We start from the raw sequence: 14,039 nt of genomic DNA on the forward strand, positions 1-14,039 counted from the left end.
AAACCGTGTAAACCACGAGGTCAATCAGAGACTTGCTTTGCCCTCGCGGCCGGACGCCAGGCTTCGATTAAACGTCTGGCTGTTCTGAGGTCGCATGTGTCGTAACCTTCTGTAAAGCGGCCGTAAACCTCCGCCAGGATTGTGCTGGCCTCCTCACTCCGCTCCTCGCTTGCGAGTAGTTCACCTAAAGCCATAGCGGAGCGCAATTCGAAGCTGAGTGCGCCTTGACTATTTGCAAGCTCAATTGAATGTTGCAACATCGCCTTGGCTGCGCGCGGATCTAAGCGACCGGAAACCACCCCGATTCGGGCTCGCGTACGCAATAGCTCAGCCCTGTCGAATGACTCATGTCCCGCCTCGGCTCGCTCCAGAGCCGCAGAGATCATTGCCTCCGCCTCCAGGATCTCACCGCATTCGAACAGAGCTTCAGACATCGATCGGCTCAAGGTCATCGTGAGTAAGTGACGGCCCTCTCCATTCAAAATATCTAGCGCTTCGCGATACCTGTTTGCTGCCGTCTGGAATTCCCTTCGGAGTAAAGCCACTTCGGCTGACAGCGCGATACTCAAAGCCACATGTGGACCAAAGGAGTAACGACTAACGTATTGCTTGAGGCGGTTTTCCAGCGCTTCCGATTCCTCTATATCTCCCCTCCACAGAAAAACCGTCGAGGCGTACAGCAATTCGGCGACGAATACGTTCACCGTTTGCTCGTTCTGCTCAGCCTCCTCGACGGCCTGATGTGCAACTTGAGCAGCGCGTTCGGTGGCGCCGCTTAACCAAAGCGCGCGTGCAAGGACGATGAGAGCACGCGTCCGATGTCCGTAACCATACATATCGATCTTTGTCACGCCACGCGCCGCAGATTGCTTGAAGCCCTCTTCGATGTGGCGTAACGCGCCCGCCTGATCGCCAGCCAAGAAATACGCACACCCGAGCATCCACTCAGACATGACGATCCCCGCAGGAGAGTCGATACTGCGTGCCAGCTCGATACTGCGTCGGCTCACCTCGACCGCCCCATGGGAGTGACCGATTTCGATCAAAAAGGTATGTAGTCCCGAAAGTAGTCCAAGTTCGCGTTCGTGATCGTTTAAGGTCCGAGCAAGGCGTAGGGCGTGTTCAATCGAATTACGGACTTCATTACCATTGCTACGAGTTAGTAGTGCGGAGATCGCCAACGCTTCTTGCAAGATGAGGTGTGTCGCGGAGCCCTCCTGGGGACCCAGTAGCAACAACGCGGCTTGACACCAGCGATGACACTCGTCCAGTAGTGATAACGCCAGTAGATGCGGTGCGGCGAGCGCTGCCAGACGAACACCCAGCTCGCTTTCGCCTGCTTCGGAGAACGCCCATGCAAGCGCAGTGCGCAGGTTGCAGACCCGCTCACCCTCTCCTGGCTCGGAGAGTGCCCACACCAGCGCAGAGCGCATGTTGTAGCCCCCCATCACATCCCGGTTCGTGGCCTGCCACTCATTCTCACGCTCATTATTTCCGCTGAGTTGTGCAATGAGATACTCGGTGAGCTTGCGCGAGACGGCGTTGAGTTCGCCCGACTCCGCTAGTTTTGTCGATGCGTAGGCGCGTGTAGAGTCCAGGAGGCGCAGATGCCGTGATCCGTTCAGCGTCGATGGCGACAGCAGTGATTTGTCGGTAAGGCTTGCGATTGCTGCTGATACGTGGGTCTGCGTGAGGACTGCGTCCGTAGCGACCCACTGTGCCGCCGCCAGATGGAACGGAGTCACGAACACTGACAACCTGACCAGGACGCGGCGTTCGTTCTCGGACAGCAGGTTGTAACTCCAATCAAGCATTGCCTGGAGTGTTTGATGCCGGGGCGGCGCGGTGCGCCTGCCATGCCAGAGAAGATCGAAGCGGCTGTGGATCAGTTCCGCAGTTCCGCGCAGGCCGTGCGAGCGCACGCGACCGGCGGCGAGTTCGATCGCCAGGGCAATGCCATCCATCTTTCGGCAGATTTCGACGGCGAGCAGCGCTGTCTCATCCGTCAGTGTCTCTTGCGCGCCGCTTGCCGTTACTCGATCCATGAAAAGCTGGACTGCGGGAAACGCCATCGCATCGTCCGCTGTCATGCCATCGCTGACTGGAGGAAAATCGAGCGGCGGAAGGATATGTACATGCTCGTCCTCGACACGCAATAACTCGCGGCTGGTCGTAAGCAGGTGAGCCTGAGGCGCGGATTTAAGAAGCCATTCTGAGAGAGCCGCCGTCTCGTCGATGAGGTGCTCGCAATTGTCCAGTACGAGCAACGTTCTTCGAACGCCCAAAAAAGTCAGGATGCTTAGTTTAGGATCTTGTAACTGCACCTTTAGGCCGAGCACGGAGGCAATCGTAGCAGGAACGAGCGAGGCGTCAGTGACCGAGGATAAGTCGACGTAGTACACGGCGCCGCTAAAGGCATCGAGCATCGTGTGCGCTACGGAGATCGCGACAGTCGTCTTGCCCATTCCACCAGGGCCGACGATGCTCACAAATCGGTGCTCGGTGAGCATCTGGACCAATGTGCGAACCGAAGCGTCGCGTCCAATGAGACGTCCGAGTTGTTCGGGCAACGAGCGTTCCGGGGTCGATACGAATGGCTGGCTGGCGGAGCGAGGATCGGGAGATCGGATGGCCTCGAGTTTCTGGGACAAAGTCTCGGAATGCACTCGAGTTACGGGTACCACGAGGCTGTATCCGCGGCCTGGAAGGTTGACGACGTAGCGCGCACCGTCCTTGGCTTCACCCAGACACTTGCGCAGGTTTGAGATGTTGACGCGTAAATTGGCCTCGTCGACCACCAGCCCCGCCCATGCACGCGCGATCAATTCACGCCCGGAAACTACTTCTCCGGACCGCTCAACCAACGCAATCAGTAAATCGAGCGAGCGGCTACCGAGTTTGACGGTCACCCCATGGCGCTGCAGCAACCGTCCGGTTACGTGTAGACGAAATGGGCCAAACTCGACGATCTCGCCACCTTCTGGCACGTAAGGACTCGGGGGCAAATGATGATTTTCCATGCGAAGGGCTCCGCCACACAATACACGAGGTCTTCGTCCTGCTTGTACCTCCTATGAACCGCAGGAATCTTCCATAAAAGCAGGGCTGTCCAATCAATGGATGGCCTTGTGCGAGATAGTGATACAGCCGTTATGGCAATAGCGTTATTGAGGCCAGGAATGGCCTAGAACCGCTCGGGCGCGCGCCCTCAGACGTCGCCATGATCGACCCAAAAATCGATCCATTGGTGGCGGTCACTATCTGCGCAAGCATGCTCTATAGGAAATTTAACATGACCAACCCAAAACTCGAACTACTGACGCCGGATAACTGCCAGGTTATCTTCATCGATCAGCAACCCCAAATGGCGTTCGGGGTTCAAAGCATTGACCGACAGACGTTGAAGAACAACGTAGTCGGACTAGCCAAAGGCGCGAAGATTTTCTCGATTCCGACCATTATTACCACAGTTGAGTCGGAAAGCTTCTCTGGCTATAGCTATCCTGAACTGCTATCGGTATTTCCGGAGGCGCCCATTCTCGAGCGCAGTTCGATGAACTCCTGGGATGACCAGAAAGTGCGGGACGCGCTCAAGAAGAACGGCCGCAAGAAAGTAGTCGTGTCAGGCTTGTGGACTGAAGTTTGTAACAACACATTCGCCCTGTCGGCAATGCTCGAAGGCGACTACGAGATATACATGGTAGCGGATGCGTCGGGCGGCACAAGCGAGGCGGCCCACGACTACTCTATGCAACGCATGATTCAAGCCGGTGTTGTGCCCGTTACCTGGCAACAGGTCATGCTTGAATGGCAACGCGACTGGAAGAATAGGGACACTTATGACGCTGTCATGGAGCTAGTTAAAGAACACTCCGGTGCCTATGGCATGGGGGTTGACTATGCGTACACCATGGTTCACAAGGCGCCGCAGCGGACCGAACACGGGCCGATTCTTGCCCCGGTGGCCGCGTCTCTTTAACGAATGGGGCGCACATTCTAGCGGTGCGCCCGTCATAACTAAGCACATCGAGAGAGCGAACCATGAAGCTCTATATTTTTTCCATAGCCGCTGGGGTGTTGGTGGGCGTTATCTATAGCTTGCTCAGTGTGCGTTCTCCAGCACCACCATTGGTCGCATTGTTAGGCTTGCTCGGCATGTTGATTGGCGAGCAGCTTATTCCAGTAAGCAAACAGATCCTGGAGGGTACGGCGTTCACTACAGCCTGTGCGAAAACACAAGCCACTGAACATGTGCTCGGACAGCTGCCAGGAAGAAACCAGGTAAGAAAGGACACTGCGTGATTAAAAGAGACTCTCTTATGGCTGACTCCATTCCAGACATCGTTTTCCACAATGGCCGAATCACAACTCTTGATCGCGCCAACCCTACTGCCACAGCGGTCGCCATCAAAGACGGAAAATTTCTAGCCGTCGGTACAGACAGCGAAATTCTCGCCCTGAGCCCTCCGGCAACTCGGGCAGTTAATTTACGCGGCAGGCATGTACTTCCAGGCCTGTATGACAACCATACCCATGTAGTTCGAGGTGGGCTGAACTACAACCTCGAGTTGCGCTGGGACGGTGTGCGCTCACTGGCGGATGCGTTGGACATGCTACGCCGTCAAGTCGCCATCACTCCGGCACCGCAATGGGTACGTGTGGTTGGAGGCTTCACTGAACATCAATTCATTGAAAAGCGTTTGCCGACGATAGAGGAAATTAACGCCATTGCACCCGACACGCCCGTTTTTTTGCTTCATCTATACGACCAGGCGCTGCTGAATGGTGCTGCTTTACGAGCCGTTGGCTACACCAAAGATACGCCGCAGCCTCCGGGGGGAGAAATTACTCGCGATGCGAATGGCAATCCTACCGGTTTGCTGTTAGCCAAGCCCAACGCGATGATCCTGTACTCCACTTTGGCGAAAGGCCCTAAGTTACCTTTTGATTATCAGGTCAACTCAACACGTCACTTCATGCGTGAGCTCAATCGGCTGGGTATCACTGGTCTTATCGACGCGGGAGGCGGCTTTCAGAACTACCCGGAAGATTACGCTGTTATCCAGAAACTATCAGATGAAGGACAGCTGACCGTGCGTCTGGCCTATAACCTTTTCACGCAAAAGCCCAAAGAAGAGAAGGAAGACTTTCTGAATTGGACCAGCAGCGTAAAGTACAAACAAGGCACGGACTATTTTCGTCACAATGGCGCGGGCGAGATGTTAGTGTTTTCTGCCGCCGATTTCGAAGATTTTCGCCAGCCACGACCAGACTTATCGCCAGAGATGGAAGGTGAGTTGGAAGAGGTGGTGCGTATTCTGGCACAAAATAACTGGCCCTGGCGCCTGCATGCCACTTATGACGAGACCATATCTCGAGCGTTGGATGTGTTTGAGAAGGTTAATCAGGACATACCGCTTCAGGGGATCAACTGGTTCTTCGACCACGCTGAAACAATATCCGATAAATCGATTGACCGAGTAGCCGAGTTGGGTGGCGGCATTGCAGTGCAACACCGTATGGCCTATCAAGGTGAATACTTCGTTGAGCGCTACGGCGCCAAAGCAGCCGAAGCGACCCCGCCAATCGCCAAGATACTGGACCGAGGCGTAAAGGTTTCCGCAGGGACGGATGCCACTCGCGTCGCATCTTATAACCCTTGGGTGTCGCTCTCGTGGATGATCACGGGAAAAACGCTGGGCGGCATGCGGCTGTATCCCCAACGCAATCTTCTCGATCGGGAAACCGCACTGAGAATGTGGACGGAGAATGTGGCTTGGTTCTCCAATGAAGAGAACAAGCGTGGGCGCATCCAGGCAGGCCAGTTCGCCGATTTCATCGTTCCCAGCAAAGACTATTTCGGAGTGCCGGAGGACGAAATCTCGTTTCTTACCTCACACTTGACTGTCGTAGGTGGACGCATTGTTTATGGTGAGGGGCAATTCCTTTCACTGGATGACAATCCTGTACCGCCCGCAATGCCCGATTGGTCTCCCACGCGTCTATTCAAAGGTTACGGTGCATGGGGCGAACCAGAAGGGGCAGGCAAAAACTCCCTGCAACCGCTTCGCAATCAAGCCATTGCTTCATGCGGCTGCGCAAGCGCATGCGGATTACATGGCCATGATCATGCGACAGCCTGGGGTTCAAAGGTTCCTGCCTCCGACTTAAAAGGCTTCTTTGGCGCATTGGGCTGCTCTTGCTGGGCAGTTTAAGGGATCGGCCATGTCTATGAACAACACTAATGGCAATTGGCCAGTCGCCGCTTCGCGGCCAGCCCTTGGAAGCAGAGCCATTCGTTTTATTGCATATCTGGGGCTATGCGCAGCCTATTTGCAAGGAGGCATCGTCAAGCTGACCGATTTTCCAGGGGCCATCGCGGAGATGAATCACTTTGGGCTGACACCCGCACCGCTGTTTGCTGTGCTGGTGATCGTACTCGAGTTGGTTGCATCGTTGATGATCTTGATGGGTCGTCTGCGTTGGCTCGGAGCCCTGGGGTTGGCAGGCTTTACGTTGCTTGCCACAGGTATCGCCTTGCGTTATTGGGAACTACCAGTGGGGCATGAGCGCTTCATGGCTACCAATTCATTCTTTGAGCACCTTGGTTTGGTCGGCGGCTTCCTGCTCGTGGCATGGTTGGACCTCCACGAGAAACTTGTTAATCGAAAATTTTAAGAGAGGTAGTTATGGCAAAAGTACTGGTACTGTATTACTCGTCTTATGGACATATTGAAACTATGGCGTATGCCGTAGCGGAAGGGGGCCGCGAGGCAGGTGCGGACGTTGTCGTCAAGCGGGTGCCCGAGTCGGTCCCTGAGCTAGTCGCGAAGAGGTCGGGCTTTAAACTTGACCAGAGCGCACCAGTCGCCACGGTTCAAGAGTTGTCGGAATACGACGCCATCATTTTCGGCACTCCTACACGCTATGGAAACATGGCAGCGCAAATGAAGAGCTTCATCGACCAGACTGGCGCGCTTTGGGCCACCGGCGCACTGGTCGGTAAGGTCGGTTCGGTCTTTACGGCCAGCGGGTCTCAGCACGGTGGGCAAGAATCGACCGTCCTCACCTTTCATCCGGTCTTGCTTCACCTGGGCCTCATTGTCGTCGGATTACCTTATTCATTTCAGGGACAGATGGGTGTCGATGAAGTCATGGGCAACTCTCCCTATGGTGCTTCCACTATCGCTGGGAACGACGGCTCTCGGCAACCGAGCAAAGTTGAATTGGATGGTGCCCGTTATCAAGGACGGCATGTTGCACAGATCGCTGCAAAATTGATCGCATGAATCTTCCATAACAGTAAACCTGTTCAATCAGTGGATGGCCGTTTGCGAGATAGTTATATCGTCGTTACGACAATGGCGTTCTAGCCAGCATGATTCGCCCGAACAACATTGCCGTCGAGTCGACACTCGACAGGTCGCAAGCAGCTGATCATTGCCGGCCTGTGGACCGAGATCTGCGTCGCCATACCAGCGATTCAGGCTGCGGCTGGCGTTAATTTGATGACCTGTCAGCCGAGTGGCAGCGTGATTGGGCGCGGGCCGACACTGCAGTTGGGCTCACTGACATACTTATTCAGCATTCTGCCGGTAGCGGCATCGCGTATCTGTGGGAGCAGCAACTGCTCAATATACCGGTTCCCCGTACTAAGTCGCCCCTGAAGTATCAATAACACATTGATTTCATGTAATAATATTGACATCCAAAACCAACAAATCTCCCAGAAACGCCTCCGTTGCAGGTCATTTTCTGGGAGAAATGCCAAACGCCCCATGAGTGAAATCGACGATTTTTTCCGCAGTCGCCTGGATCAAATGATCGATCTGCGCAAACCGCTGGCGGTACTCGCCACGCATATTCCCTGGCAGGAATTGGAGGCCTCGGTGGCCCATCGATTTGCACGCCAAGTGCGCACAGGAAAGAAAGTTTCCGATGTGGATTTGTTTGGCCCGAGCGTGGCTGTCGTGGGCGGTGCGATTTCAAACGCTGGGCGCCCGCGCCTGCCGATGCGCCTCATGATCTCCTTGCTGTATCTGAAGCACACCTTCAACGAAAGTGATGAAGGCGTATGCGAACGCTGGAGCGAGACGCCAGTCTGGCAATACTTTTCCGGCCAGGAATATTTCGAGGATCGCCTGCCGTGCGATCCCAGCGCGATCAGCCGCTTCCGAGGCCTGCTGGGCGAAGAAGGCGTGGAAGAATTGCTGGTGCAAACCATTATGGTGGGCATGAAGCTGGGCCTGATTGAACGTCGGGCACTGGAAACCGTGATCGTGGACAGCACGGTGCAGAGCAAGGCGGTGGCACACCCCACTGACAGCCGCTTGCTGGAAGTGGCACGTGACAAGCTGGCTGAGGCTGCCAAGGCCCATGGCATTTGCTTGAAGCAAAGCTACGCCAAAGAAGGCCGGGACCTGGCCAGGCGGGCTGGGCGATATGCGCACGCCAAGCAGTACCGCCGCATGCACAAAGCGATCAAGCGCCAGCGCACGATTCTGGGCCGCTTGGCCCGCGACATCGAGCGCAGCAAGACGGTGCTGGCCCAAAGCATCCAGCAAGCCCTGGATCCGCTGCTGGCCCGAGCACATCGAATCGCGGAGCAGAGCCGTCGCAAGCAGGCGGTGAAGGGCAAGGACAAGATTTACAGCTGGCATGCCCCCGAAGTCGAGTGTATCGGTAAGGGCAAGGCCCGCACCCCATATGAGTTCGGCGTCAAGGTGGGTATCGTCACCACGTTGACAGGGAACCTGATCGTGGGCGCACGCAGCTTCCCAGGCAACCCGTACGATGGTCATACTTTGGCGGAGGCATTGGAGCAAGCCAGTATCCTGCTGCAGGACACCGGCGTCAAACCCAAGACGATCTATGCGGATCTGGGGTATCGCGGGGTAGATGGTGAAATCCCGGAATATGCACTGAAGCACCGTGGGAAATTCAAACGCTTGACACCCAAAGAGCAGCAGTTGCTGAGACGGCGCCAGGCGATTGAGCCGATCATTGGGCATCTTAAAAGCGATCACGGCATGAATCGCTGCCACTTGAAGGGACAAATTGGGGACGCTATCCACGCGGTGCTATGCGCGGCGGGCTTCAATATGAAGTGGCTGCTGCGCATGATTGCCCGCAAGGGCATCCGCCCTTTTTTTGCGCCTTATTTTTTGACCTGGATCTGGCAGCGAATTCAGAAATCATCCCTGTGGGGTGAGCTACCCCGCCAGGATGCGTGGCCTCAGATCGCCGGAAATCCGGCGTGATATAGGTGAAATGAATTCTTCAGGGACGACTACTAAGGGCTGATCAACTCCATCTGGTAGATCATTTCCATTTAACAGACAGCCAGACTGCTTTCTGGCAGCCATTCCAACTGTGAAATGTCCGGATGTCGTGGCGGGTTTTCAGAACTTTTGCCTGCCCCCATTTCACGACATCCAATCTGGCGTTATCTATCTAGCCGTCCTTGTCACCACAGCGGACACTGACGATCGCGTCGTTCCCGCTTACTCATTCAAGTATGTGGTGACGCTCCAGGCCTCCGATCTCGGCGTACGTCTGAACCTGTTGCGTGTCGAGAGCGGTGCAGGTCACGGCTCCGGCAAACCGTCAGACAAAGCTATAGAGGAAATTGCCGACATGTGGGCGTTTGCTGTGCAGTGGGCCTGACTGAGTGTTGGCAATTAATGTAGAGTCCGTGAAGGTTGCGCGTCATGCGACCTTCCCACTTGTTGAGCGATCCCGGTCATGAGTCCGAGCCCCTGCCTACCAGTAACGGTGATTACCGTCTGCTAAGGTTTTGCCTTCGGACTGTTTCTGCCGTAAATTGAGGCTGGGTGTTTGACGTGGCTAGTATCCTGAAAAAGAAATCGTGGGCGGCCACAAACTGTTGTGGAGCGTGAGCTATTCACACTGGGCCAGCTCACTTCGGCTCATAGTGGTTCCCAAGATATTTAATGGGCGACCAGGCGGGGAGGATGTCGGGCAGGGGCGGTGAGAGGGTGCTGTAGTCTTGCGCACCGAACACCACCCTACCATCCATGACGGTCAAAACAGAGACTATATATTTAATCTGATCTTCCGACACGGTGAAGTAGTCCCTATCCAGCAGAGCGAAATCTGCCAGATTACCTGGAGCAATCATGCCAATTTCGGATTCTGCGTTCATGAACCACGCCGGACCACTGGTGAACAGTTTCAGCGCCTCGGCGCGCGAAAGGCGGTTGTTCTCGGCAAGCACTTCGGATCCGGAGACCGACTTTCCGGACACCATCCAGCTGATGCCGACCCAAGGGTTAAACGTGGAGGCCCGATAAGCATCGGTGCTCATGGCCAGAGGGACGCCACTATCTACAAGCTGGCGCAGGCGCGGAGTTTCCAAAGCCATTTCGAGGCCGTGGGTCTCGATAAAGCCATCTCCGTGCAGCGCCATCTTGATGTCCAAGGCAATTCCGCCTCCAAGCTCTTTGACTCTGGCGATGTTTTCCGAACTAATAGTCTCAGCGTGCTCAATGCTCCACTTCAGGCCCGCAAGAGGGGACGTTTTATTCATCTCTTCCAATGCATCAAGGAAGGGAGAGATGTTTTCGTCGTAGCTGATGTGCATCCGAAAAGGAATTCGCCGCTGAACCAGCTTTCTCACGTCCTGTTCGACGTGTTGCCGCATGACTTCGGGGTCAATGATGACCGCAGGGCGATCGAAGTTCTCATGATCGTGCACGTGTAACGCCAACACTTCTCCGGCACCGCGATATACCTGGCCATGCGCCAAAGTCGGGTGCCGGTTGTGTCCGGGGCTGATGGGTGCGGTTCTCGTGATCACTTCAATTTGTGCGTCCACCATATTCATTGGGCTGCCGTCGCCGAATTGCATGTCCACGAAGGGCATGCGCACGTTGAGGCGGTCGTCGCGGGCAAGGACGTCTACGGTCGATTGGGCGTTAGGGTAGCCTCTGTTACCAGCATCAATGACCGAGGTAATTCCAAAACGATTGAGACCGTGGATGGCATGGACCAGCGCGCTCACCTGTTCATCGAACGAAGGTTGCGGAACCATGGTCTCCATGGCGATAAAGGTGAAGGTGTAGCCATGGACTACACCCGTGTAGTTTCCCTGGTCGTCCTTCTCGAACTCAGTGCCTGGAAGTTGTGGAAACCGATCGGTGCCCACGCCGAATGCCTCCATCGCCAGCTCATTTATGAAGGCGCGGTTGTAGGCGTACTGCACGATCAGAGGGCGGTTAGGCACAGCCTCACGCAGTTCGCTCATGGTGGGGAAGCGATTTTCTTCGAACTGGTAAGGGGACCACCCTCCAATCACCTTGACCCAGTGGCCCTCAGGCGTTCGCTCTGCCTGCTGACTCAGCATGGTTAATGCCCGACGGAGCGTGGGCACGCCATCCCAACGTACGTTGTAGGTGAAGCTGCTCTCATTGAGCACGTGGGTGTGGGCATCGCTGATGCCCGGGATCATTCTTCGACCGCTGGCGTCGATAATCTCGGTGCTGGAACTTTGCAGACCAAGAATTTCGGCGTCGGCGCCGACCGAATAGATGCGACCATGCTTCACTGCCAAGGCAGACGCTTCCGGCTGCGCTGGATTGCCGGTGAAAATCTTTGCATTGAATACGATCAAGTCTGCGCCGGGAGGTTCCTGCACGGACTGTGCCTGGACGGTGGAGGCGCAAAGAATTGCCAGCAATGCGATCCATATTCTCTTAATCATCATTTCCATCCTCGTTTGAATGATATTTTCGAAGCGCAACCAAAGTCAGGCTAAGAACTGTGTGAGTAGGCGGAGGCCGCCCAGGAGAGATGCTTCGAAAAGCTTTCGGTTTTCAACAGCGGCGATAGTGGTTGGCTCGCCAAAAATGTGCGCCGCATTTGCCAGGCCTACGGTGTTGTTCTTCAGGGTTTGTCGATCAACGCTCTGCATTCCGAACGCCATTTTGGGCTGTTGGTCGCTAAAGCTCAGTTGAGAGTTGCTCGGGGGTAAGACTTCAAGCTTCCGGCTCTGAATTGTGCTCATCTTTGGCAAACGCGATGGGTTGCGTGAAATGTATGATCAATGTCGCAAAACAACGGCACTTATTATTGGATGATTGTCCGATATTTGGCGATTAGGGCCGTGTTAATTGTCGGGCTATCGGCTCGACGAACCGCATATCAAGGCAGCCACTTCTTGCGCATGCATCTCTAATGAAAAATGCCCCGTATCGAGGAGGTGAACCTGCGCATTCGGCAGATCCCGTCTGTAATCGGCGGCGGGCGATACTCGCAAAAGTGAGACTGGAAAGCTGGATACAGCGCGACGTTTTTGCGGTAGTCGAGGATCAGATCGAGCTGAATGTCCTCTGCACCCGGCGCGCCATGTAAGAGATGTCTAGTTCGTAACCATCGGGTGACAAGTGCTGCTTATCCGCTCCGGAGCCATACCGCCGGTTGCGGATCGTGTTTGGTGCGAGCGACGATCGGCAAGGTTGGAGAATTCATGGTCAAGGAGGAACGGGGAAAATCTCCCCCATAGGTTGCACCGGGGCGACGCCAGGACACAGGACAGGCTGGTTTCGATATCGTCCATATAGCCAACAAGCGCAACCACTACGCTCCCTCACGACTCTGGAACTGTTTGGGCTTCACAAACAGTGTTGTGTGTGTCTGCCTGTTTATCGACTAAACGCCCGTCATTAGAATCTTTCACAACCACACATCCGCCGGCATCGGCCCTGTAATGAGGGAATCTGTTCATTGACAACACGCAACGCTGTTTTCCACCTGGACGCCAGGCGCTTTATGAACGGCATCGAGAAGCGGGGGGAGCATCTGGCCTAAGCAGACCGCTAAGTGCGACGAGACATTGACCGTATGAATCTTCCATAAAAGCAAGCCCGTCCAATTAATGGATGGCCGTTTACGAGATAGTAATACCGCCGTTATGGCAACTTAGAAACCTCAATAGCAAAGGATCAAATACATGACAATCCTTAAATTTTCAAAGGCGGCTCTCTTCTCTGCACTCGCGATTAGCACGTCTGTCTTGCCGTCAGCGCCTGCCGCAGCGCAGACAATAAGCTCACCGGATCAGTCCGCAGCGTCTCTCGCCGTTGTTATGGATTTTCTGTCTAACACAGCACCGGACAAGGTCGAAGCGGCGGCCGCTCGCCTCGTGGCGCCCGACGCAGTTTATGTATCGCTGAACTTCGACAACCCCGAGCTGAAGAAGATAGAGCCGTGGACGGGGACTGCCAAAGGCCCCAGTGCGTATAGCAGCACGTTCCTTAGGGTCGCAGAATATTGGACGATCGAGGACTTCACAATTACCGACAAACTGGCTGTGGGTGAGGATGTCGCCATTTTCGGCAAGTTCACCTATCGTTCGGTTGAGGTGGGCCATGTCTTCACCTCGCCATTCTCGATTCACGCCAAGGTGCAAGAGGGCAAGTTGATCTACTTCCAGTTTATGGAAGACACATACGCATCAGCGAGCTCATTCCGTAAAAGCGGATCGTGGATAGTAAAGACGACCAAGGCGACCCCAGCATTCGAGGTCGGCGCAAAGTAGCCTGACTTGATACCTCATTACTCCCTGAGGCATATCCTGCTCGCCAAACATCAAGAGAGATTCCCTTTGTCCTGCAACTCGAACTACTTACCCCTTTACGTTTACGGAGACTGAAATGACCGAGAAACCTGCCATTCAGATTTCGTACGAGGATAAAGGCCATAAGGGTCGTTTTGTCGCTCGAGTCAATGGTGTCGCCGACGAAGGCGAGCTGACTATCTCCAAGGTGTCCGATGTGCTGATCATCGCCGACGGCACGCTTGTTCCCGACACGCTTCGCGGAACCGGCACCGCGTCGGTGCTAGTCCAGGCTTTGATTGCGGATGCTCGCGCCAAGGGACACCGCATCGTGCCACTCTGTCCTTATGTCCGGGCGCAGTCGCTGAAGCACCCGGAGTGGTTCGATGTTATTCAGAATTGAAGCAAGTAGAGCTTTCTTGATCATGATGGCTATGTTTTCAAGATGGCAACCAACTCTGTT

At 55.0% G+C, this 14,039-nt stretch carries 11 protein-coding genes and 1 pseudogene; 9 read left to right on the forward strand and 3 right to left on the reverse strand.

Annotated elements, in window-relative coordinates; all coding sequences use genetic code 11:
• Nucleotides 1–20: 20 nt before the first annotated feature.
• The gene (locus VDP81_RS10540; RefSeq protein WP_323012272.1) at nucleotides 21–3,020 is read right to left on the reverse strand and encodes an ATP-binding protein; all 3,000 of its coding nucleotides are present in this window, start codon (nucleotides 3,018–3,020) and stop codon (nucleotides 21–23) included.
• Nucleotides 3,021–3,292: 272 nt separating this feature from the next.
• Here VDP81_RS10540 and VDP81_RS10545 point away from each other — a divergent pair, with 272 nt between their 5' ends.
• From VDP81_RS10545 to VDP81_RS10575, 7 genes are all read left to right on the forward strand, one after another.
• On the forward strand, nucleotides 3,293–3,979 hold the full coding sequence (locus tag VDP81_RS10545) for a hydrolase (protein WP_323012273.1): 687 nt from the start codon (nucleotides 3,293–3,295) through the stop codon (nucleotides 3,977–3,979).
• Between the two features lie 62 nt (nucleotides 3,980–4,041).
• A complete protein-coding gene (locus VDP81_RS10550) occupies nucleotides 4,042–4,302 on the forward strand; it encodes a XapX domain-containing protein (protein WP_323012274.1) in 261 nt (86 codons plus the stop codon).
• Between the two features lie 17 nt (nucleotides 4,303–4,319).
• The gene (locus tag VDP81_RS10555; RefSeq protein WP_323012275.1) at nucleotides 4,320–6,215 is read left to right on the forward strand and encodes an amidohydrolase; all 1,896 of its coding nucleotides are present in this window, start codon (nucleotides 4,320–4,322) and stop codon (nucleotides 6,213–6,215) included.
• Between the two features lie 10 nt (nucleotides 6,216–6,225).
• Nucleotides 6,226–6,678, forward strand: coding sequence for a DoxX family protein (locus VDP81_RS10560; protein WP_323012276.1), 453 nt, complete (start codon nucleotides 6,226–6,228; stop codon nucleotides 6,676–6,678).
• Nucleotides 6,679–6,689: 11 nt separating this feature from the next.
• Nucleotides 6,690–7,289 (forward strand): NAD(P)H:quinone oxidoreductase, encoded by a 600-nt coding sequence (wrbA, locus tag VDP81_RS10565; protein WP_323012277.1) that lies wholly within the window; start codon nucleotides 6,690–6,692, stop codon nucleotides 7,287–7,289.
• 489 nt (nucleotides 7,290–7,778) lie between these two features.
• The gene (locus tag VDP81_RS10570) at nucleotides 7,779–9,260 is read left to right on the forward strand and encodes an IS5 family transposase (RefSeq protein WP_323012059.1); all 1,482 of its coding nucleotides are present in this window, start codon (nucleotides 7,779–7,781) and stop codon (nucleotides 9,258–9,260) included.
• Between the two features lie 130 nt (nucleotides 9,261–9,390).
• Entirely contained in the window at nucleotides 9,391–9,666 is a 276-nt protein-coding gene (locus tag VDP81_RS10575; RefSeq protein ID WP_323012278.1) for a prolyl oligopeptidase family serine peptidase, read from the forward strand.
• A 253-nt stretch (nucleotides 9,667–9,919) separates the two neighbouring features.
• On the opposite strand, the gene VDP81_RS10580 is transcribed toward VDP81_RS10575, so the two are convergent.
• Nucleotides 9,920–11,725 (reverse strand): amidohydrolase, encoded by a 1,806-nt coding sequence (locus VDP81_RS10580; RefSeq protein ID WP_323012279.1) that lies wholly within the window; start codon nucleotides 11,723–11,725, stop codon nucleotides 9,920–9,922.
• A gap of 86 nt (nucleotides 11,726–11,811) precedes the next feature.
• Nucleotides 11,812–12,016 (reverse strand): annotated as a pseudogene (locus tag VDP81_RS10585) (hydrolase); the annotation flags it as partial.
• A gap of 954 nt (nucleotides 12,017–12,970) precedes the next feature.
• On the opposite strand from VDP81_RS10585, the gene VDP81_RS10590 reads away from it, so the two are divergent.
• Together VDP81_RS10590 and VDP81_RS10595 are read left to right on the forward strand one after the other, a co-directional pair.
• Nucleotides 12,971–13,558, forward strand: a complete 588-nt coding sequence (locus tag VDP81_RS10590) for a nuclear transport factor 2 family protein (protein WP_323012280.1) — start codon at nucleotides 12,971–12,973, stop codon at nucleotides 13,556–13,558.
• A 115-nt stretch (nucleotides 13,559–13,673) separates the two neighbouring features.
• On the forward strand, nucleotides 13,674–13,979 hold the full coding sequence (locus VDP81_RS10595) for a GNAT family N-acetyltransferase (RefSeq protein ID WP_323012281.1): 306 nt from the start codon (nucleotides 13,674–13,676) through the stop codon (nucleotides 13,977–13,979).
• The last annotated feature ends 60 nt before the right edge of the window (nucleotides 13,980–14,039 follow it).

Origin of the sequence: Castellaniella sp., assembly GCF_034675845.1 — a bacterium.
Classification (GTDB): Bacteria; Pseudomonadota; Gammaproteobacteria; order Burkholderiales; family Burkholderiaceae_B; genus Castellaniella.

Bases quoted from the DNA above. Each gene is read 5' to 3' on its own strand.
- VDP81_RS10540 (WP_323012272.1), bottom strand. From the start codon at position 3,020: ATGGAAAATCATCATTTGCCCCCGAGTCCTTACGTGCCAGAAGGTGGC.
- VDP81_RS10545 (WP_323012273.1), top strand. From the start codon at position 3,293: ATGACCAACCCAAAACTCGAACTACTGACGCCGGATAACTGCCAGGTT.
- VDP81_RS10550 (WP_323012274.1), top strand. From the start codon at position 4,042: ATGAAGCTCTATATTTTTTCCATAGCCGCTGGGGTGTTGGTGGGCGTT.
- VDP81_RS10555 (WP_323012275.1), top strand. From the start codon at position 4,320: ATGGCTGACTCCATTCCAGACATCGTTTTCCACAATGGCCGAATCACA.
- VDP81_RS10560 (WP_323012276.1), top strand. From the start codon at position 6,226: ATGTCTATGAACAACACTAATGGCAATTGGCCAGTCGCCGCTTCGCGG.
- wrbA (WP_323012277.1), top strand. From the start codon at position 6,690: ATGGCAAAAGTACTGGTACTGTATTACTCGTCTTATGGACATATTGAA.
- VDP81_RS10570 (WP_323012059.1), top strand. From the start codon at position 7,779: ATGAGTGAAATCGACGATTTTTTCCGCAGTCGCCTGGATCAAATGATC.
- VDP81_RS10580 (WP_323012279.1), bottom strand. From the start codon at position 11,725: ATGATGATTAAGAGAATATGGATCGCATTGCTGGCAATTCTTTGCGCC.
- VDP81_RS10590 (WP_323012280.1), top strand. From the start codon at position 12,971: ATGACAATCCTTAAATTTTCAAAGGCGGCTCTCTTCTCTGCACTCGCG.
- VDP81_RS10595 (WP_323012281.1), top strand. From the start codon at position 13,674: ATGACCGAGAAACCTGCCATTCAGATTTCGTACGAGGATAAAGGCCAT.